This is a genomic window from Streptomyces sp. NBC_01013, from assembly GCF_045162765.1.
In the GTDB taxonomy this organism is placed as follows: Bacteria; Actinomycetota; Actinomycetes; order Streptomycetales; family Streptomycetaceae; genus Streptomyces.
In genome coordinates this window covers 5,803,561-5,822,381 of the sequence record NZ_CP108687.1, presented here as the reverse complement: position 1 = coordinate 5,822,381, position 18,821 = coordinate 5,803,561, and the positions used below count along the sequence as shown (strand labels likewise).

16 protein-coding genes and 1 pseudogene are annotated in these 18,821 nt (G+C 72.1%); 9 read left to right on the top strand and 8 right to left on the bottom strand.

The features are described 5' to 3' along the window. Nucleotides 1-25: 25 nt before the first annotated feature. From OG538_RS25295 to OG538_RS25280, 4 genes and pseudogenes are all read right to left on the bottom strand, one after another. Nucleotides 26-1,543, bottom strand: a complete 1,518-nt coding sequence (locus OG538_RS25295) for an alpha-N-arabinofuranosidase (protein ID WP_406097253.1) — start codon at nucleotides 1,541-1,543, stop codon at nucleotides 26-28. Between the two features lie 52 nt (nucleotides 1,544-1,595). Further along, a pseudogene (locus OG538_RS25290) lies at nucleotides 1,596-1,853 on the bottom strand (carbohydrate ABC transporter permease); the annotation flags it as partial. A gap of 299 nt (nucleotides 1,854-2,152) precedes the next feature. Then, a complete protein-coding gene (locus OG538_RS25285) occupies nucleotides 2,153-2,581 on the bottom strand; it encodes an organic hydroperoxide resistance protein (protein ID WP_406097251.1) in 429 nt (142 codons plus the stop codon). Nucleotides 2,582-2,669: 88 nt separating this feature from the next. Continuing rightward, on the bottom strand, nucleotides 2,670-3,689 hold the full coding sequence (locus OG538_RS25280) for an NADP-dependent oxidoreductase (RefSeq protein WP_406097249.1): 1,020 nt from the start codon (nucleotides 3,687-3,689) through the stop codon (nucleotides 2,670-2,672). Nucleotides 3,690-3,818: 129 nt separating this feature from the next. On the opposite strand from OG538_RS25280, the gene OG538_RS25275 reads away from it, so the two are divergent. Beyond that, the gene (locus tag OG538_RS25275) at nucleotides 3,819-4,265 is read left to right on the top strand and encodes a MarR family winged helix-turn-helix transcriptional regulator (RefSeq protein ID WP_406097247.1); all 447 of its coding nucleotides are present in this window, start codon (nucleotides 3,819-3,821) and stop codon (nucleotides 4,263-4,265) included. Between the two features lie 12 nt (nucleotides 4,266-4,277). Here the strand turns inward: OG538_RS25275 and OG538_RS25270 are convergent, their stop codons facing one another. After that, nucleotides 4,278-5,111 carry a hypothetical protein gene (locus tag OG538_RS25270; RefSeq protein WP_406097245.1) on the bottom strand — a complete coding sequence of 278 codons (834 nt, stop codon included), beginning with the start codon at nucleotides 5,109-5,111 and terminating at the stop codon, nucleotides 4,278-4,280. 30 nt (nucleotides 5,112-5,141) lie between these two features. On the opposite strand from OG538_RS25270, the gene OG538_RS25265 reads away from it, so the two are divergent. From OG538_RS25265 to OG538_RS25255, 3 genes are all read left to right on the top strand, one after another. Further along, the gene (locus OG538_RS25265; protein WP_406097243.1) at nucleotides 5,142-5,708 is read left to right on the top strand and encodes a hypothetical protein; all 567 of its coding nucleotides are present in this window, start codon (nucleotides 5,142-5,144) and stop codon (nucleotides 5,706-5,708) included. Nucleotides 5,709-5,854: 146 nt separating this feature from the next. Then, nucleotides 5,855-6,892 carry a rod shape-determining protein gene (locus tag OG538_RS25260; protein ID WP_406097241.1) on the top strand — a complete coding sequence of 346 codons (1,038 nt, stop codon included), beginning with the start codon at nucleotides 5,855-5,857 and terminating at the stop codon, nucleotides 6,890-6,892. A gap of 19 nt (nucleotides 6,893-6,911) precedes the next feature. After that, a complete protein-coding gene (locus OG538_RS25255; protein ID WP_406097239.1) occupies nucleotides 6,912-8,495 on the top strand; it encodes a GAF domain-containing protein in 1,584 nt (527 codons plus the stop codon). On the opposite strand, the gene OG538_RS25250 is transcribed toward OG538_RS25255, so the two are convergent. Then, nucleotides 8,473-8,904 (bottom strand): Lrp/AsnC family transcriptional regulator, encoded by a 432-nt coding sequence (locus OG538_RS25250; protein WP_406097237.1) that lies wholly within the window; start codon nucleotides 8,902-8,904, stop codon nucleotides 8,473-8,475. The two genes, OG538_RS25255 and OG538_RS25250, sit on opposite strands and share 23 nt — an antisense overlap. Before the next feature lie 132 nt (nucleotides 8,905-9,036). Here OG538_RS25250 and OG538_RS25245 point away from each other — a divergent pair, with 132 nt between their 5' ends. The 4 genes from OG538_RS25245 to OG538_RS25230 all read left to right on the top strand — a co-directional run bounded on the left by OG538_RS25245 (nucleotide 9,037) and on the right by OG538_RS25230 (nucleotide 13,983). After that, nucleotides 9,037-10,251 carry an MFS transporter gene (locus OG538_RS25245; RefSeq protein WP_406097235.1) on the top strand — a complete coding sequence of 405 codons (1,215 nt, stop codon included), beginning with the start codon at nucleotides 9,037-9,039 and terminating at the stop codon, nucleotides 10,249-10,251. A 31-nt stretch (nucleotides 10,252-10,282) separates the two neighbouring features. After that, nucleotides 10,283-11,743, top strand: coding sequence for an acyl-CoA synthetase (locus OG538_RS25240; protein ID WP_406100292.1), 1,461 nt, complete (start codon nucleotides 10,283-10,285; stop codon nucleotides 11,741-11,743). After that, nucleotides 11,736-13,109 (top strand): carboxyl transferase domain-containing protein, encoded by a 1,374-nt coding sequence (locus tag OG538_RS25235; RefSeq protein WP_406097233.1) that lies wholly within the window; start codon nucleotides 11,736-11,738, stop codon nucleotides 13,107-13,109. The genes OG538_RS25240 and OG538_RS25235 overlap by 8 nt, the downstream gene beginning before the upstream one ends. Before the next feature lie 79 nt (nucleotides 13,110-13,188). Then, nucleotides 13,189-13,983, top strand: a complete 795-nt coding sequence (locus OG538_RS25230; protein WP_406097231.1) for a VOC family protein — start codon at nucleotides 13,189-13,191, stop codon at nucleotides 13,981-13,983. A gap of 195 nt (nucleotides 13,984-14,178) precedes the next feature. Here OG538_RS25230 and OG538_RS25225 read toward each other — a convergent pair whose 3' ends face one another. Further along, entirely contained in the window at nucleotides 14,179-15,006 is an 828-nt protein-coding gene (locus OG538_RS25225) for a glycoside hydrolase domain-containing protein (protein WP_406097229.1), read from the bottom strand. A gap of 295 nt (nucleotides 15,007-15,301) precedes the next feature. Beyond that, nucleotides 15,302-16,594, bottom strand: coding sequence for an MFS transporter (locus OG538_RS25220; RefSeq protein WP_406097227.1), 1,293 nt, complete (start codon nucleotides 16,592-16,594; stop codon nucleotides 15,302-15,304). A gap of 413 nt (nucleotides 16,595-17,007) precedes the next feature. Here OG538_RS25220 and OG538_RS25215 point away from each other — a divergent pair, with 413 nt between their 5' ends. Then, a complete protein-coding gene (locus OG538_RS25215) occupies nucleotides 17,008-18,204 on the top strand; it encodes a PP2C family protein-serine/threonine phosphatase (RefSeq protein ID WP_406097225.1) in 1,197 nt (398 codons plus the stop codon). The last annotated feature ends 617 nt before the right edge of the window (nucleotides 18,205-18,821 follow it).

Sequence of the window (18,821 nt, the reverse complement as noted above, 5' to 3'; positions counted from 1 at the left end):
GGGCCCTTCGCGCGAGGGGGTGCGGTCAGGCGAGGCGGATCATGTTCCAGGACATCGGCTCCAGTGTGGCGCGCAGCACTCCCCCGTCGAGCACCGTGTCCTTCGCCGGGTGCGGGGCGACCCGTCCCGGTTCGGTGAGGGTGTTGCGGGCGTCCGGGTCGGCGTCGGCGAGGACCTGGTGCTCGGTGATCCCCGTCAGGCCCATGCCGTGCAGGGCGACTTCGAGCGGGAGTGCCGTGTCCTGGCCGCGGTTGACCGCGAAGACGGTGACCGCGCCGGTCTCCGGGTCGCGGACGGCGGTGGCGTGCAGCAGGTCCGTCTCGCCGTACTTGGCCGTCCCGTACGTGGGCGAGTCCACCCGCACGTCCAGGACCTGGCCCCGGCCGTGCCGTGCGGCCTGGGCGAACGGGAAGAAGGTGGTCTGCCGCCAGGCCGGTCCGCCGGGCTCGGTCATGATCGGGGCGATCACGTTGACCAACTGGGCCAGGCAGGCCACGGTCACCCGGTCCGCGTGCCGCAGCAGGGCGATGAGCAGGGTGCCGAAGACGACGGCGTCGGTGACCGAGTAGTTGTCCTCCAGGAGGCGGGGCGCCTCGGGCCAGTCGAGGGGGTTCTGCTCGGCGTCCTGCTGGCTGCGGGCCATGTACCAGACGTTCCACTCGTCGAACGAGAGGTTGATCCTCTTCGTGGACTTCAGCCGGGCCCCGACGTGGTCGCAGGTGGCGACGACGTCCTCGATGAAGGACTCCATGTCCACGGCGGAGGCCAGGAACGAGTCGCGGTCGCCGCCGACTTCCTCGTAGTAGGCGTGCAGCGAGACGTAGTCGACCAGGTCGTAGGTCTCGGCGAGGACCGTCGCCTCCCAGGCGGCGAACGTGGACATGGACCTGCCGGAGGAGCCGCAGGCGACGAGTTCGACGGACGGGTCGATCTGCCGCATCGCGCGGGCCGTCTCGGCGGCGATCCGGCCGTACTCCTCGGCGGTCTTGTGGCCGGTCTGCCAGGGGCCGTCCATCTCGTTGCCCAGGCACCACAGCTTGATGCCGAAGGGGTCCTTGTCGCCGTGCGCGATGCGGCGGTCGGAGAGTTCGGTGCCGCCCGGGTGGTTGGCGTACTCCTGGAGTTCGATGGCCTCCTGGACGCCGCGGGTGCCGAGGTTCACGGCCATCATGGGCTCGGCCTGCGGGCCGATCTTCCTGCAGAAGTCGATGTACTCGGAGAGCCCGAAGCGGTTCGTCTCGGTGGAGCGCCAGGCGAGGTCGAGGCGGCGCGGCCGTTCCTCGGCGGGGCCGACGCTGTCCTCCCACCGGTAGCCGGAGACGAAGTTGCCGCCGGGGTAGCGGATGGCGGTGACGCCGAGCTCGCGGATCAGTTCCAGGACGTCGGTACGCAGGCCGGCGTCGTCGGCCGAGGGGTGGCCGGGCTCGTATATGCCGTCGTAGACGCAGCGGCCGAGGTGTTCCACGAACGAGCCGAAGAGGCGGGGGTCGACATCGCCGACGGTGAACGCCGGGTCGAGGGTGAAACGGGCGGTGCGGGTCATGACTTCCTCGCTGTGTTCGGTGTTTCGGTCATGGATCGGCGGGAGGGGCAGGTCACTGTCCGGCCGGGCCGGTGCGGGCGACGCCACTGACGATGTGGCGCCGGAGGAGGACGAAGACGAAGATCAGCGGCAGCCCGGCCATCAGCCCGCCGGCCATGAGCGGGGCCCACTGGACGCCGTGGGGGTCCATGACGCTCGCGATGCCGTTCGGCATGGTCGTCAGGTCGGGGTTGCCGGTCACCACGCACGGCCACGGGAAGTTGTTCCGGGACGCGATGAAGGTGAAGATACCGACCGCGGAGAGGGACGGCGCAGCGAAGCCGAAGCCGCCGGCGGCCCCGCCCAGCCCAGCTCCTCGATCAGCCGCCTGCGATCCGGGCCAGGTGGTCCCGTGTCCATGCCCGCCCTCACTATTCGAAATATCGAATGCTGCCCGTAACCTCGAACGGACGGTAAAATCGAAGCGCTTGCGCGTCAATGGGTCACGCAAGAATTCCGAACAATGTCCGGGATTTCGCACGGGAGTCACCGGATGCGTGGGCACGAAAAGGCCGAGGGCCGCACCCTCTTGGGGTGCGGCCCTCGGCCGTGTACGGGCGGTGCGGGCGGTCAGACGACCGAGAGCTCCACCTTGATGTTGCCCCGTGTGGCGTTCGAGTACGGGCACACCTGGTGCGCCTTCTCGATGAGCGCCTGTGCGGTCGCCCTGTCCACGTTCGGGATGGCCGCGGTGATCGCGACCTCCAGCCCGAAGCCGCCGGCCTCGGTCTTGCCGATGGAGACCGCGGCGGTGACCGTGGATCCGGAGATGTCCGCCTTCTCCTGGCGGGCCACCACCCCCAGCGCGCCCTGGAAGCAGGCGCCGTATCCGGCCGCGAAGAGCTGTTCCGGATTGGTGCCCGCTCCGCTGCCGCCCATTTCCTTCGGCGGGCTGACGACCACGTCGAGCTTGCCGTCGTCCGAGGAGACCCGGCCGTCACGGCCGCTCGAAGCGGTGGCGACGGCGGTGTACGCGACGGCTATGTCCTGAATCGTCATGCTTGAGGATTCCTCCTGCTGATGCGCCGCGACTCGCGCCCACGATCGCGACGGCCTGGCACGAGCCTAACCCGTGCCCGTGAGGCACTCAGCCGAGAGAGACGATCATCTTTCCGGTGTTCTCACCGCGGAGCAGACCGAGGAAGGCCTCGAAGCCGTTCTCGATGCCCTCGACGACCGTCTCGCGGTACTTCAGCTCGCCGGAGGCCAGCCAGCCGGCCACCTCCTGGACGAACTGCCCCTGGAGATCGGCGTGGTCGCCGACGAGCATGCCCTGAAGGCGAAGCCGCTTGCCGATGACGAGGGCGAGGTTGCGCGGGGCCGGGGTCGGCTCGGTCGCGTTGTACTGGGCGATCATGCCGCAGATCGTCGCGCGGCCGTGCACGTTGAACGAGGAGAGCGCGGCTTCGAGGTGCTCGCCGCCGACGTTGTCGAAGTAGACGTCGATGCCGTCGGGGGCGGCCTCGCGCAGTTGCTCCGCGACGGGGCCGTTCTTGTAGTTGAAGGCGGCGTCGAAGCCGTACTCCTCGACGAGCAGCTTGACCTTCTCGTCGGAACCGGCGGAGCCGATGACCCGCGAGGCGCCCTTGAGCTTCGCCATCTGACCGACCTGGCTGCCGACCGCGCCGGCGGCGCCGGAGACGAAGACCGCGTCACCCTCCTTGAAGGAGGCCACGTCGAACAGGCCCGCGTAGGCCGTGAGCCCGGTCATGCCGAGCACGCCCAGGTAGGCGGAGAGCGGAGCGAGGGAGGCGTCGACCTTGACCGCGTGCTTGGCGGGGACGTCGGCGTACTCGCGCCAGCCCAGACCGTGCAGGACGTGGTCGCCGACCGCGAAGCCCTCGGCGTTGGACGCGACGACCTCGCCGACCGCGCCACCCTCCATGGGGTGGTCCAGCTTGAACGGCGGGGTGTACGACTTCACGTCGTTCATCCTGCCGCGCATGTAGGGATCGACCGAGAAGTGCAGGTTGCGGACGAGGACCCGGCCCTCGGCGGGGGCGGTGACCGGAGCCTCACGCAGTGCGAAGTCCTCGGCCTTCGGCCAGCCGTGCGGACGGGCTACGAGGTGCCATTCACGGCCGGACGTGGGAAGAGCTGCAGACATGGGCTCGGTGTCTCCTCGATGTCTAGGGGGATGCGGGAAGCCGTCACCGGAGCGAAAAAGCTTCAGGACGTGAAACAACCATGCGCCTGGATATTTCACCTTGTCAAGTAACCGGCTATCCTGGATGCCATGGCCACCACCCGTACGGACCCACTGACCCTCGAAGTCGTCGAGCTGATCGGCGCGGTCGTGGCGCGCTACTACGAGGAGTACGAGCAGGCTGCGGCCGCCCACAGCCTCACCGGCGCCCAGGCCCGGGTCCTCGGGCTGCTCTCCCTGGATCCGCTGCCGATGCGCCGGATCGCCCAGAAGCTGAAGTGCGAACCGTCGAACGTGACCGGCATAGTCGACCGCCTTGAGGCACGGGGCCTGGTGGAGCGGCGGCCCGACCCGGCCGACCGGCGGGTGAAGCTGGCCGCCCCCACGGAGAAGGGCGCCCGCACGGCCCGGGAGCTGCGCGACTCCCTGGACTTCGCCCGCGAGCCCCTGGCCGGCCTCTCCGACGCGGACCGCGCGGTGCTGCGGGACCTGCTGCGCCGGATGCTCGGCGTGGAACCGCCGGCCCCGACGGCCTGAGCGCTCAGGGGCTCAGCAGAACCACAGGAACCAACAGCTGTCGTCCGACGGGGTCGGCGACGGCGTGGGGGTCGGCGTGGGGGTGGGCGGCGGCGTGGTTGCCGACGGCGACGGGACATCGCCCGCGTCACCCGGCTCCGACGGGCCACCGGCGGTGACCGACGGCGCTGCCGACGACGGCGTGGGGGCCGGGGCCGAGGTCTCGGGGACGGAGGTGGCGCCCCCGGGCCGCGCCGCGTCCGTGGCCGGGCCGGTCCGGGTGCTGTCCGGAGTGCGGGCGTCGGTGGCCGGGACGGCCGAGGGGGTGCCCACCGGGGTCCGCACCGGCCCGGGCGGCTCGGCCGTATCGCTGGCCGTCGGCTCCGGGGCGGGCGCGGTGGTGGCGGACGTCGACTCACGTACGTAGTCCGAGGCGCCGTCGCCGCCGTCCGGCTCGGTCGCCAGCTCGGCCAGGCTCAGCGCACCGGCCGCCAGGACCGCCCCGAGGAGGCCCAGCAACGCCGTACGACCCCGGCGGCTGCGGCCCCGGCGGCCCCGGCCCGGCCGCTCGTCGGGTGCCGCGCGCCGGCGTCCCGGGCCGCGTCCGCCGTGCGCACCGCCCCGCGTCCGGGCAGCATCGCGCTCGCGGCGGCGACGGCCCCCGGGCGGGGACGGCGCGGCCTGCTCGTCCCGCGCGTCCGGCTCGTGGCCGAAGGCCGCGGGCGCGGCGTAGGGGCTCAGCGCTTCAGCGGGGGTTCCGCATCCGGCGCAGGCCAGGGCGCCATTGAGATGACGCTGACAGGGCTGGCAGTAATCCATGGCGCCCGCAGAGTAGACGGCCGCCGGACAACGGAGATAGCCGCTCACGTGAGGATCCTGTGTGGAACCGTTGATTCCATGACCGCTGCCACGCCTTTCGGCCCCCGTGAGTTCCAACTCGTCCTGCTGCGCCGGATGGCGGACCACCAGCCCGGCCTCGTGGAGGACGCCCGGCACGAACTGAGCGCCACGCTCGCCGAGATGCGCGAGGCCAACCGCCGATGGCAGGCGATGGTGCGGGCGCCGCGGGGTCGAGGGGCGCTGCGCCGCTACCGTGCGGTGCTCGGCGAGCCCGAGTCCTCCCTGCGCCGCGCGGTCGGCGATCTGGAATGCGACGCGCTGTTCTGGCCGGTGCCGCTCTGGCCGGACCTGCGGTTCGAGGTGATGGTGGCGCCGGGCGGCGCGGTGTGGAACGAATGGCTGGTGCGGGCCCCGGGCGCGGCCGCCCCCGTGCTCGGACGGGCCGGGGATCTGCGGCCCTGGTCGTGCACCGTGAACGAGGTGGCCCGGGCCTTCGCGCCGGCCCGTCCGATGGAGGGCAGCGCGCCGACCCGCTGGGCGCTCGCGCTCACCGACGCGGCCACCGGCACCCCGTACGTCGCCGAGTTCACCTGGGGGCTGTTCCAGCGGCTGCTCCCCGGCTGAGCCGGCCCGGGGCCGTTGCCGACACGCCGTCAGCTCCGTACCCCCTCCGGCGTATCCCAACGCGCACGATGCCCCCGAACGGCGCACGATGCGAAGAGAACCGGCTGCCCGTCGGTCCCTCCATCAGCGCTCTCGGGAGACCTGCCGTGACCGTCAGCCTTGATCAGTTGCGCCGTTGCCATGTCGCCGTCGACCTCGGGGCCGCCCGGACCCGGGTGTACGTCAAGGGGCTCGGGCTCGTCGTCGACGAGCCGAGCGCCGCCGCCGTCAACACCCGCACGGGCTCGCTCATCGCCGTCGGCGTGCTCGCCGAGCAGATGACGGGCCGCACCCCCGACTACATCCGGGTGGTCCGCCCGGTCTCCGGCGGAACCGTCGTCGACATCGAAATGGCCCAGCGCATGCTGCGCCATCTGCTCGGCGAGAAGCTCCGCCGTCAGCTTCGCCGCAAGCCCTGGCTGCGCGCCGCCGCCTGCATCCCGCACGACAGCGATCCGCTCGCCCAGCGTGCGGCCGTCGAGACCCTGGTCGGTCTCGGGGCCCGGCGGGTCGAGCTCGTCGACACCCTGATCGCGGCGGCGGTCGGCTGCGGACTGCCGGTCGAACAGCCGACCGCCACCATGATCATGGTGTGCGGGGCCGCGACCACCCAGATCGCGGTGCTCTCGCTCGGCTCGATCGTGACCGCGGTACGCATCCCGATCGGCGGCGACGCCATCGACCACGCGGTGATCCAGCATCTGCGCCAGTTCCACGAGCTGATGCTGCCCAGCCACTCCGTGCGCCCCCTCCAACTGGCCCTCAGCGGCGCCGGGCTGACCCCGCACGGCCCGGCCGTGACCGAGATCCACGGCCGGGACGTGGCGACCGGACTGGCCCGCTCCGTGGAGGTCGACACCGCCGCGGTGCGACAGGCGATCCACCGCCCGCTGACCGCGGTCCTCGACGGCCTGGGCAAGGTCCTGCGGGACTGCCCGCCCGATCTGGTGGCCGATCTCGCCGACTGCGGGATCATGATGGTCGGCGGCAGCGCCCTGCTGCCCGGCCTGGACCGGATGCTGCGCGACGCGACGGGCATGCCCGTGCACATCGCCGAGCGGCCCGACGTCTGCTCCGTCCTCGGGCTCGGCGCCATGCTGGACGGCAAGATCAGCCCCATGGTCCTCGACCCGCTCGCCGGCTGACTGCCGCGGGGCACGGCGGATGAGCGACGAACCACCCGAGGAGACGCCCGGCCGCGGAGTCCCCCGGTCACCACGGCTGCCGATGCTGCTGGAGGCGGTGCTGCGCGTCGGCACGCACCTCGAACTGCGCGCCACGCTCCAGCAGATCATCGACACCGCGACCGCTCTCACCGACGCCCGCTACGGCGCGCTCGGAGTCCTCGGCCCCGGCAGCGGCAGGATCGGCGAACTGTTCGTCACCGGGATGGACGAGAGCGAACGGGCGGCCATCGGCCACCTCCCCGACGGGCACACGGGCCTGCTCGGCGCACTCATCAACGGCGCGCGGCCGGTGCGCTCCGACGACGTGACCACCGATCCGCGTTCCTGCGGCGTGCCGCCCGGCCATCCCGTCATGCGCTCCTTCCTCGGCGCCCCGATCCGGGTCCGCCGCAAGGTGTTCGGGAACATCTACCTCACCGAGAAGCGCGGCGGGCACTTCAGCGACACCGACATGACGCTGCTCCGGGTCCTCGCCGCGCAGGCCGGCATCGCGATCGGCAACGCCCGGCTGTACGAGAGCGCCCGGCAGCGGGAGCGCTGGATCGAGGGCGCGGCCGCGGTCACCAACACACTGCTGAACCGCGAGAACGCCTCCGACGCCCTGATGACCGTGGCCGAACGGGCCAGGATCCTCAGCGACGCGTCGGCCGGAGTGATCCTTCAGCCGGACGAGGACGGCGGGATGGAGATCGTCGTCGCGTCCACCCTGGAGGACCCGGCCGGGCTGGTGGGCACGGCGATCGCCCCCGGCTCCCCCGTCCTCGTCCAGCTGCTGGGCGGCGAGGCGGTGTTCATCGAGGACTCGGCGACCGATCCGCGCATGACCACGCCGGTGCGCTCCCGCTTCGGCCCCAGCATGATGCTGCCGCTGCAGAGCGGCGGGCGGCTCATCGGCACCCTCGCCCTGCCCCGGCGGCGCGGCGCCCGCCCCTACACGGACGTGGACCGGCTGTTGGCCGCCCAGTTCGCCTCGCAGGCCGCGCTGGCCCTGGTCCTGGCGGACTCCCAGCACGACCGCGAGCAGCTCGCGGTGTACGAGGACCGGGACCGGATCGCCCGTGACCTGCACGATCTCGTCGTGCAACGGCTGTTCGCCACCGAGATGATGCTGGAGTCGACGCGCCGCCGGGCCGGCGCAGCGGACACGGACGAGCTGCTCGGCCGGGCCGTCGACGAGCTGGACTCCACCATCCAGGAGGTCAGGACGGCCATCTTCGCCCTCCAGCAGCCACCCGCACAGGCACCCACCACCTTCCGTGGCCGGGTGCTGCGGGAGACCAGCGGCGCGGCCGCGGTGCTCGGGTTCCCGCCCTCGGTGCACTTCACGGGTGCGGTGGACGCACTCGTGCCGGACCCGGCGGCCGGACAACTGCTCGCCGCACTGCGCGGGGCGCTGGCGGCGGCACACCGGAGGCCTGGGGTGTCGGCGATCGAGGTGGAGGTGGACGCGACGGCCGTGCTGCCCGACGGCCGGGCCGGAGTCCGGCTGGTGGTCGCCGACGACGGGCGCGAACCGGACGGTTCGCGCCCCTCGACCGTCATCTGGCAGGCGCCGCTCTGAGCGCGATCCGGGTGTTGGAGTGCGCGACGCCCGCCTCGCGCTTGAGTCTGCGCAGCAGACCGTCCAGCGCAGCGGTGTCGGCGGCCGTGGCCCGGACCAGGTAGTCGTGCCCGCCCGTCACGTGCACCACTTCGGTGATGCCGGGAAGGGCGAGCACCGCCCGCTCGAAGACCTCGTTGGTGGTGTCCGTACGCAGGGTCACGTCGATGAAGACGACGAGCCCGGTCCGGGTGTCGGCGGCGGGGTCGATGATCACGCTGAAGCCCCGGATGACGCCGTCCCGGCGCAGCCGGCGCACCCGGTCGGCGGCCGCGTTGGCGCTCAGTCCGACCCGTACACCCAGATCGCGGTACGAGATCCGTGCGTCCTCCTGGAGAACGCCGAGGATTTCCCTGTCCAGACGGTCCATACCGCGATTGTCCCAGTTTCTGGCCGAATGCGACTTCGCAGACGTCGGCCCGCCGCCGCGGGCGGCTGTTACGGGCCCTCGTTCGGAGTAACCCGGCGGGCTCGCGACCCGCTTCCGCCCTTGACTGAGTGGGTGGATACAGCAGTGAAACGGTCACCGGCACCGGCCGCCGAGAAGCCATCCGGCGCCGCCTACCGCAACCTCGCGATGGCGACGATCGGTTTCGGACTCACGTTCTGGGCCTGGAACCTGATCGCCCCCATGTCGGCGGACTACAAGGACCGGCTCGGTCTGAGTTCGTTCCAGCAGTCCCTGCTGGTCGCCGTGCCGGTGCTCGTGGGCTCGCTGGGCCGCATCCCGGTGGGGGCGCTCACCGACAAGTACGGTGCGCGTCTGATGTTCCCGCTGGTCTCGGCACTCACCGTCGTGCCGGTGCTGCTGCTGATCCCGGCGAAGAACTCCTACGGCGCGATGCTGGCCGTGGGCTTTCTGCTCGGGCTGGGCGGAACCACCTTCGCGATCGGCATCCCTCTGGTCAACTCGTGGTTCCCGCCCGCCGACCGCGGCCTCGCGCTCGGCGTGTTCGGCATGGGCATGGGGGGCGTCGCGCTGTCCGGCTACTTCACCCCGCGGATCGCCAAGCACGGCGACAACCTGCCGTTCCTCGTGGTCGCCGGTGCACTCGTGGTCTACGCGGCGCTGGCGGCGATGCTGGTCAACGACCGGCCGGGCCGTCAGGTGCCGACCGACACGCTGGCCCACCGGCTGGGTGCGGCGAGCCGGCTGCGGGTCACCTGGGAACTGTCCGCGCTGTACGCGATCGGCTTCGGCGGCATCGTCGCGTTCGGCGTCTATCTGCCGACGTACCTGAAGACCTGGTACGAGCTCTCGCCGACCGACGCCGGCACGAAGGCCGCCGGGTTCGCCCTGGTCACGGTCGTCTTCCGGCCGATCGGTGGCTGGCTCTCGGACCGCATGCACCCGGCGATCGTCACGTCCGCCGCCCTCGGCCTCGCCGCACTGACGGCCATCGCCCAGGCCTTCGACCCTGAACTGACGCCCGGCGGCACCATCGCCCTGCTCTGCATGGCGGCCGGCCTCGGCACCGCGAGCGGCAGCATCTTCGCCCTGGTCTCGCAGGTGACACCGCAGGCGAAGGTGGGCAGTGTCACCGGCATCGTCGGAGCGATGGGCGGGCTCGGCGGCTTCGTGCCGCCGCTGGTGATGGGGGCGATCTACAGCGCGAAGGGCTCCTACTCGATCGGCTACATGCTGCTGTCCGACCTGGCGCTGGCGGGCTGCGTGTACGCGTACGGACGGATGCGCAACGTCCAGCGGGACTCCTGAGGCGGGACCACGCTCTAGGGTTCACAGGGTGATGCCACTTCTGCCCGCACTTCAGGACGCGGCCGCCCCGGCGGCGACCCGCGAAGCCGTCCGGTTCGATGAAGCCACCCTGTCCTACGCACAGTTGGCCGCCGCAGCGGATGCGCTCGCGGCCAGGATCGCCGACGCGGGCCGGGTCGCGGTGTGGGCCACGCCCACCGCCCAGACCGTGGTCGCGGTGGTGGCCGCACTCCGGGCGGGCGTCCCCGCCGTGCCGCTGAACCCGAGGACGGGGGAACGGGAACTGACGCACATCGTCACCGACAGCGCGCCGTCCACGGTGCTGGCCTCGGCCTCCGACGTGCTGCCGCCCGCCCTGGCGGCCCTGGAACGGCTCGACGTGACCACGCAGGCGGGCCCCGCGCCCACCGGTGCCGGATTCCCCGAACCGCCCCCCGAGTCCCCCGCCCTGGTCGTGTACACCTCCGGCACCACCGGCCCGCCCAAGGGGGCCGTCCTGCCGCGCCGGGCGATCGCCGCCTCACTGGACGCACTGGAGGACGCCTGGCAGTGGACCGGGGACGACGTCCTCGTGCACGCCCTGCCGCTGTTCCACGTGCACGGCCTCATCCTCGGCATCCTCGGCCCGCTGCGCCGGGGCGGGTCGGTACGCCATCTCGGCCGGTTCTCCACCGAGGGCGTGGCCCGGGAGCTGGGTTCCGGCGGCACGATGCTGTTCGGCGTGCCGACGATGTACCACCGGCTGGCGGACGCGCTGGCGGATCCGTCGGCGTCCGACGGCCTCGCGAAGGCCCTCGCCGGCGCCCGGCTGCTGGTCTCGGGGTCGGCCGCCCTGCCGGTCCACGACCACGAGCGGATCGCGGCCGCGACGGGCCGCCGGGTCATCGAGCGGTACGGCATGACGGAGACCCTCATGAACACCGGCGTACGGGCCGACGGCGAACCGCGCCCCGGCACGGTCGGCGCCCCGCTGCGCGGCGTGGAACTGCGTCTGGTGGAGGAGGACGGCACCCCTCTCGCGGACCCGGGGTCCATCGGCGAGATCCAGGTGCGGGGGCCGAACCTGTTCACCGAGTACCTCAACCGCCCCGACGCCACGGCCGGGGCGCTCACCTCCGACGGCTGGTTCCGCACCGGCGACATGGCCACGCTCGACCCCGACGGGTACGTGCGGATCGTCGGCCGCAAGGCCACCGACCTGATCAAGAGCGGCGGGTACAAGATCGGCGCCGGTGAGATCGAGAACGCGCTCCTGGACCACCCGGGCGTGCGCGAAGCCGCCGTCACGGGCGAGCCGGACCCGGACCTGGGCGAGCGGGTCGTCGCCTGGGTGGTGCCGGCCGACCCCGCCTCCCCGCCCTCGGCCGCCGCACTGGCCGACCACGTCGCCGCCCAGCTCTCCCCGCACAAGCGCCCGCGCACCGTCCGCTACCTGGACGCGCTGCCGCGCAACGATCTCGGCAAGATCATGAAGCGGTCCCTCCATGGCTGAGCGCCCCACGGCCCGCGAGGCGATAGCCGCCCTCACCGCCGACTTCACCGAGTCCGCCGCACCCGCCGGGGACACCGCGGCCGACGGACCGCTCGACTGGTCCGGCTACGCCGACTCCCGGGCGCGGGCCACCGCCCGCACCGGCGAGCAGGAGTCCGTCGTCCACGGCACCGCCACGGTCGGCGGCCGGCCCTGCGTGCTGATCTCCTTCGAGTTCGGCTTCCTCGGCGGCTCACTCGGACAGCGCACGGGAGACCGGCTGGAGGCGGCGTACGAGGAGGCCGTCGCCCGACGGCTCCCCCTCGTCTCGCTCATCGCGACGGGTGGCAGCCGGATGCAGGAGGGCATGATCGCGCTCACCCAGCTGCACCGGGTGGCCCGGGCCTCGGCCCGGCTGCGCGCAGCCGGGCCGGCGCAGCTCGCGGTCCTGCGCGACCCGACGACCGGTGGCGGCTGGGCGACCCTGGGGGCGGGCGCCGACGTCATCCTGGCGCTCCCGGGCGCACAGGTCGGGTTCGCCGGCTCCCGGGTGCGGCCGGCGGACGCGGATCCCGGCGCCTACACCGCCGAGGGCCAGCTGGCGGCCGGCCAGATCGACGCGGTCGTCCCGCCCGAGGACCTGTCCGCCGCGGTGGGGCACTGGCTCCGGCTGCTCGCCCACCGCGCCACCCCGCCCGTCCCCGCCCCGGTCCCGGCGGCGCTCTCCTCGGCGGGGCTCCCCCGGACCGGCTGGGACGCGGTGCTCCGGGCCCGGTCCGCGTCCCGGCCGCACGCCGAGGCGTACCTGGACGCCTACTTCACCCTGCGGCTCCCCCTGACCGGGGACCGCTGCGGCGGCACGGACCCGGGGCTGCTGGCCGGCTTCGGGCTGCACGAGGGGGAGCCGGTCGCGTACGTGGCGCAGTGCGGCACCGCGACCCGCCCCGCGGGGTACCGCACCGCGGCCCGGGTGATCAGGCTGGCCGACCGGCTCGGGGTCCCGGTCCTCACGCTGGTCGACACCCCGGGCGCGGCCAACGACGCGGAGGCGGAGCGGGCCGGGGCGGGCGCGGCCATCGCCGACGCCTTCGCGGCGGTCGCGGCGGCCCGGGTCCCCGTCACGACGCTGGTGATCGGCGAGGGCGGCTCGGGCGGGGCGCTGGCCCTCGCGGCGCCGGACAACACCCATGTCACCGCGGACAGCTACTTCTCCGTCATCGCCCCCGAGCTCGCGGCGGCCATCCTCAAGCGCTCCCCTGAGCACGTACACGACACGGCCGACCAGCTTCGGCTGCGCCCCCAGGACCTGGTGGACCTGGGCGTCGCCCGTTCCGTCGTCCCCTCCGAGGCCCGTTCCGACGTCCGGGCGGATCCGCCGGGGCGCTGACTCGTGTCCGACGCGCAGGAGGGGCGTGGGGTGGCTAGCGTGGCAGAGGGGCCATTCACACGTGAGGAGATGACCGGTCATGGCCGCAGAACCACAGGGCACGCCGTGCTGGGCCGACGCGACGTTCGGCGACCTCGAAGGGGCGAAACGCTTCTACGGTGAGGTGCTGGGCTGGACGTACGGCGACTCGCTGCCCGAGTTCGGCAACTACACCCAGGCCTACGTGGACGGCAAGGCCGTCGCCGCGCTGATGCCGCCCATGCCCGGCCAGGACGTACCCGCCGCCTGGTGTCTGTACCTCGCGTCGCCGGACGCGGCCGCGACCGCCGCCGCGGTCCGCGAGCACGGCGGCACGGTCCTGGTGGAGCCGATGCGGGTCGGCGAGTTCGGCACGATGGTGCTGGCCAGCGACCCTGGTGGAGCGGCCTTCGGCGTCTGGCAGGCGGGCATCCACGAGGGCTTCCAGGCACGGGCGGTGCCCGGCGCCTACAGCTGGGCCGAGATCTTCACCCGGGAGCCGGAGAAGGCGGACGCCTTCTTCCCGGCGGTCTTCGGGTACGGGGTGAAGCGCATCGACGACGACGCGGTGGACTTCACGCTGTACGACCTGGGCGCGGACCCCGTACTCGGCCGGATGAAGATGACGGAGGACTTCCCGCCCGAGATGCCGCCCTACCTGAACGTGTACTTCAGCGTCGCGGACTGCGACGCGGCGGTGGAGAAGGCCAAGGCACTCGGGGCGCAGCTCCGGTTCGGTCCGATGACCATGCCCTTCGGCCGGTTCGCCGCGCTGACCGACCCTCAGGGCGCCGCGTTCTCGCTGATCGACGGCACGACGACCGGCGGAGACATGCCCGAGCTCAAGGACGTCTGACCAGCCCACCCGTGGCACGCGCAGGGCGACTCGGCCTCGCGGAATCGCCCTGCTGTCGCTTCCACACCCTGCTGTCACCGCCGCCGCGAAGCCCGCGGCCATGACCGGCTCCGCCGTGCCGACGCCCGTACGGTACGGCCCTCGGCGCGGGCCGGCCCCTCACTCCGCCGTCGGCAGGCACACCCTGTGCGTCCGTCAGCCGATGATCGCGACCGGAGCGTCCCAGGCGTCGCGGTCGACGGTGAGGGTGTAACCGCCGCGGGTCTCCTTGCTGTTGACCATGTACTGGTGGCCGCGACTGTGGTTGGTGAACTGGGTCGGCTTCCACGGCCAGTCCGTGGTGGTCGTGTTCGTCTTGTCCCACAGTGCGTACCAGAGGTTGCCCGGCAGGTCCGTCTTGTTGGTGGCCGTGGCGATGGCCTTGGCGCTGGAGCTGCTGAAGCCGTAGAAGCCACCTCGGTAGGTGGCGTTGCGCAGGGTCTTGGTGAAGGAGCGCACGTAGGTCAGGACGGCGTTGTTGCACGCCGTGTCGGTGATGGCGTACGGCTCCATGTCCAGGTAGATGGGGCTGCCGGCCTTCATCCCGAGCGCTGACGCCTTGGCGATCGCGTCCTTGGCGTTGCTCGCGCCGACGGAGGCGGCCGTGGAGGAGGTGAACCTCTCGCGATTCGCACTCGTCTGGCAGGGCGGCTGCGCGCCGACGTACAGCGGTATGAGCTTCCATCCGGTGGCGTTGACCGACGTCACCCAGGACTTCGTCAGGTTGGGCTGGGCACAGCCACGGTTCTTTCCGCCGATGTAGACGGCGGCGGCGCCGTAGTACCCCGTGTGCCACGCCTTCATCGCACTGAGCGAGGGTGCGGTGCACGTGTCGAACGCCCGGCCCGTGTAGGTCTTCTGCGCAGGCCAGGCGGTAGCCGCCATGGAGGTCTGTGCCGCGATCCCCGCACCCGCGACGACGACAGCCCCCGCTGCCCCCCAAGCGATGTAACGGCTCTTCCTGGACAGCCGATGTCTGGACATTCCCCACCCCATTCAGTGCGGCTCACGACCGCATCCGACGCACCCACGGACGGCGGCCGACGGGAATCCCTGACAGGCCCTGCCGCAACCCGGATGCAGCTCGCGCGCACGAGTGGCGCGGCTTCTGCGCTTCGGAAGTCCGAAGCGCATCGCACAATAGCCGACGCGCACGACCTGACCGCGACGGAGGCGGGACTCCGTGCGACCCGAGCGCGGGGGCGCGTCGGAAGCCGTCTCCTCCCGTCTCTACGCGCGGGTCTCCGCAGGTCGGTGGCGATTGCTCCCAGCCGCTGGATCAGGCCTCGGGTGCGCGCGCGTCGTAGCGGGCGAACCCGGGCCACCGCAGCGCCAACACTGCCACTGCCGCCACACACGCGATCCCCCCGCCGGTCGCGGCGAGGCCCGGGGAGGCCAGATCGGCGACGGACCCGGCCAGGAAGTCCCCGAGCCGCGGACCGCCCGCCACCACCACGATGAACACGCCCTGGAGGCGGCCCCGCATCTCGTCGGGTACGGCGGCCTGGAGCATGGTGTTGCGGAACACCATGGACGTGGTGTCGGAGGCCCCGGCGAGCGCCAGGAAGATCAGCCCGAGCCAGAGCTGCCGGGTCAGCCCGAAGACGGCGATGGCGGTTCCCCAGCTCGCGACGGCCAGCAGGACCGCGAGTCCGTGGCGTCGGATCCGCCCGAGCCAGCCGGAGAACACCCCGCCCATCAGCGCCCCGAACGCCGGGGCGGCGACCAGCAGTCCGGTGGTCTTCGCGTCACCCCCGTACCAGAGCACGGCCACGACGGGGAACAGGGCGCGGGGGTGCGCGAGCACCATGGCGCACAGGTCCGTGAAGAAGGTCATCCGCAGATTGGGCCGGGTCCCGAGGAACCGCAGCCCGTCCATGACGGAGGCACGCCTGGTGTCCCCGGCCTTCTCCTCACCCCGTTCCGGCAGCATCGAGGGCAACCGCCACATCGCGTACAGCGAGGCCGTGAAGGTGATCGCGTCGATCCCGTACGCGGCCCGGTACCCCCACCAGCCGACGATGAGCCCGCCGAGCATCGGCCCGACGAGCATGCCCGTGGTGCTGGTGATGGAGTTCAGGGCGTTGGCGGCGGGCAGCTGCCCGGCCGGGAGCAGCCGGGCGATCATCGAGCTGCGGGCCGGCGAGTTGAGCGCGAAGCAGACGGCCTGGAGGGCCACCACCCCGTACAGCAGCCCGACCTGTTCCACCCCGGCCACCGTGACCGCGACCAGTCCCACCGACAGCAGGAACGATCCGAAGGCGCTGACCAGCCCGAGCTTGCGCCGGTCGAGGGTGTCGGCGACGGCTCCGCCGTACAGTCCGAAGACGACCAGTGGCACGAGCGAACAGAACCCGATGAGTCCGACGGAGAAGGCGGAGCCGGTGAGGTCGTACACCTGGAGCGACACGGCGAGCGACGTCATGCCCTGCCCGACCCAGGAGACCGTGTTCCCGAACCAGAGCCGCCGGTAGTCGGGGGAGGTCCGCAGCGGGGTCAGGTCGGCGAATATCCGGGCGCGGGGTTCCGGCCGTTCGGCCGCCTCCGTCGGTTCGGTCAGGGATTCAGTCACGAAGCATGGTAACGACCGGCCCCCAGCGCCCGGATCGTGCCCGGCCGAGGTGGGCCGGTCCACTGGCCGTCGGCCGCGACAGGCCGTCCGCCCCGCTCCGAGCGGGCAGGCGGAGCCGTTCGGCTCCCCCACACCGGCCGTGACGGTCGATGGCGTCCGTACTCTCCTGCCACCGGACTCGGTGTGAGTCCGCGGCCGGTCGGCGACTGGTCAGGCTTCTGCTGCGCCGCTCCCGGTTCCGTCGCCTTCGCCGCGCCCTGACCGCCGGCCACCGACCGCCCGCAGGCGCCTCTCGGCAGCCTCCGGAACGGCCGAAAGGGCCCGCTATCGGGCCCTGACCAGGCACAGCAGGATCAGCAGGTGAGGTTTCCGGGATGCGGGGAAGAAGGTGCGGAACCCGATGGGAGGTTGTTGTGGTGGGTGAAGATCTGGAGCTGAATGAACTGCTGGCCGCTGCTGAGGCCGCTCCGCCCGGCGAGTCCGTCGAGGTGGTGGCGCACGACCTGCAGAAGCGGCTCGGCGCGGAATCTGTGTCCTTCCTGTTCGTCGACCTGATCGGCGAACGACTGGTACGGCTGACCGCGACCGGCAACGACACCGAGGGCACCGAAGAGCCGATCGAGTTGCTCGGAAGCGTCTACGACCGTGTCCTGCAGAGCCAGTGCCAGCACGTGGAGGCGGACGGGCACGGCAGCCGGCGCGTCATCACACCGGTCACCAACCGGGGCGACCGCATCGGCGTCCTGGAGGTGACCGTGCGGGCCGACGACGACACCGTGCTCCGGCAGGTCCGCGACGCCGCCCACGCGCTGGCCTACATCATCGTCACCGACCGCCGTTTCACCGATCTGTACCACCTGGGCCAACGCACCACCCGGACCAGCCTGGCCGCGGAGATCCAGCACCAGCTGCTTCCCTCGGCCCCCTGCTGCGAGGCGGCCGAGTTCACCCTCGCAGCCGGGCTGATCCCGGCCGACGACATCGGCGGCGACACCTACGACTACACCCTCGACCGCAACACCCTGCACCTGTCCATCACCGACGCGATGGGCCACGACACCGACTCCGCACTGCTGGCCACCCTGCTTGTCGGAGCGCTGAGGCAGTCGCGCCGCGGCGGCTGCGACGCCGTCGAGCAGGCCCACCACGCCCATCAGGCCCTGCTCAGCCACAACCGCGGCCTGGCCACCGGGCAGCTGCTCTGCGTCGACCTGGACACGGGCCTGTGCGAACTGGTCAACGCCGGCCACCCCCGCCCCCTGCGGCTGCGCGACGGCGCCGTCGAGGAGGTCGAACTCGCCGTCAACCTGCCCTTCGGCGTGGCGTCCTCCAGCAGCTACCTCCTGCAAGAATTCCAACTGCTTCCCGGAGACCGCCTGGTCCTGCTCACCGACGGCATGCAGGAGCGCGATGCGGCCGCCGTCGACCTGGCCTCGGTCATTCGCGACACCAGAGCGCTGCACCCGCGAGAAGCGGTCCGAAGTCTGACGGGGGCGGTGCTCGACGCCTGCTACGGCCACCTCAAGGACGACGCCACGGTCCTGATCCTGGACTGGCACGGCAGATCCCACCGCGACGGGAGACCCGGTCCGGTCCACACGGGCCTGTAGCGTGAAAGGCGTATCTCTCCCATGGCGAGCGGCAGTTGAAGGCCCGCGCACCGATGGGTACGGGGTCGGCGAGGTAAGGGCGGTCCTCGCTCGGGCGAATAGCGCCTGGCTGAGCGCTCCGGGGTAGCGCACAGGCCACCGGCCTGGAACGACGCGCGGGCCTTGCCGTCCACCGCGTCCGCCCCACCCATGAACGTGACGTACCGCTCCGCCCTCTCGCGCGGCGTGCTGCCACAGGTGGGCGGGGTGCCGTGCGGCCTTCTGCCGATGTCGTCGAGTCAGTGCTCACGCACCGTGGAGCGCGCGACCCGCCGCCCCTTCACAGGCGTTCGGTCGCGCACCCGACCGGCATCCTCACGCCGTCGCGAACGGCGCACTCATGAAAGCGCCGCGACGTCGAATTCGCCTAGGCGTCGGGCGCCAGAACGGCTACGGCATCCCCTTTCCGCACGCCTTTGTCACGCCGCGTATGACATACGTGGAGGGCGGATGGGTTCGGTTCGACACCTGGTATCACCTGGCTGCGCAGGAGAAGAACCGGATGACGGCCCGAATCCAATGAGGAGAACGCCCGAGAAATAACTGACTCTTTCGCTCCGCCGTCGCCCCTGCAGCAC

Excerpts from the sequence above, each read along its gene's own strand:
- OG538_RS25275 (WP_406097247.1), top strand. The coding sequence starts at position 3,819 with ATGGCCACCACCCGTACGGACCCACTGACCCTCGAAGTCGTCGAGCTG.
- OG538_RS25285 (WP_406097251.1), bottom strand. The coding sequence starts at position 2,581 with ATGACGATTCAGGACATAGCCGTCGCGTACACCGCCGTCGCCACCGCT.
- OG538_RS25250 (WP_406097237.1), bottom strand. The coding sequence starts at position 8,904 with ATGGACCGTCTGGACAGGGAAATCCTCGGCGTTCTCCAGGAGGACGCA.
- OG538_RS25295 (WP_406097253.1), bottom strand. The coding sequence starts at position 1,543 with ATGACCCGCACCGCCCGTTTCACCCTCGACCCGGCGTTCACCGTCGGC.
- OG538_RS25230 (WP_406097231.1), top strand. The coding sequence starts at position 13,189 with ATGGCCGCAGAACCACAGGGCACGCCGTGCTGGGCCGACGCGACGTTC.
- OG538_RS25255 (WP_406097239.1), top strand. The coding sequence starts at position 6,912 with ATGAGCGACGAACCACCCGAGGAGACGCCCGGCCGCGGAGTCCCCCGG.
- OG538_RS25240 (WP_406100292.1), top strand. The coding sequence starts at position 10,283 with ATGCCACTTCTGCCCGCACTTCAGGACGCGGCCGCCCCGGCGGCGACC.
- OG538_RS25265 (WP_406097243.1), top strand. The coding sequence starts at position 5,142 with ATGACCGCTGCCACGCCTTTCGGCCCCCGTGAGTTCCAACTCGTCCTG.
- OG538_RS25235 (WP_406097233.1), top strand. The coding sequence starts at position 11,736 with ATGGCTGAGCGCCCCACGGCCCGCGAGGCGATAGCCGCCCTCACCGCC.
- OG538_RS25280 (WP_406097249.1), bottom strand. The coding sequence starts at position 3,689 with ATGTCTGCAGCTCTTCCCACGTCCGGCCGTGAATGGCACCTCGTAGCC.
- OG538_RS25225 (WP_406097229.1), bottom strand. The coding sequence starts at position 15,006 with ATGTCCAGACATCGGCTGTCCAGGAAGAGCCGTTACATCGCTTGGGGG.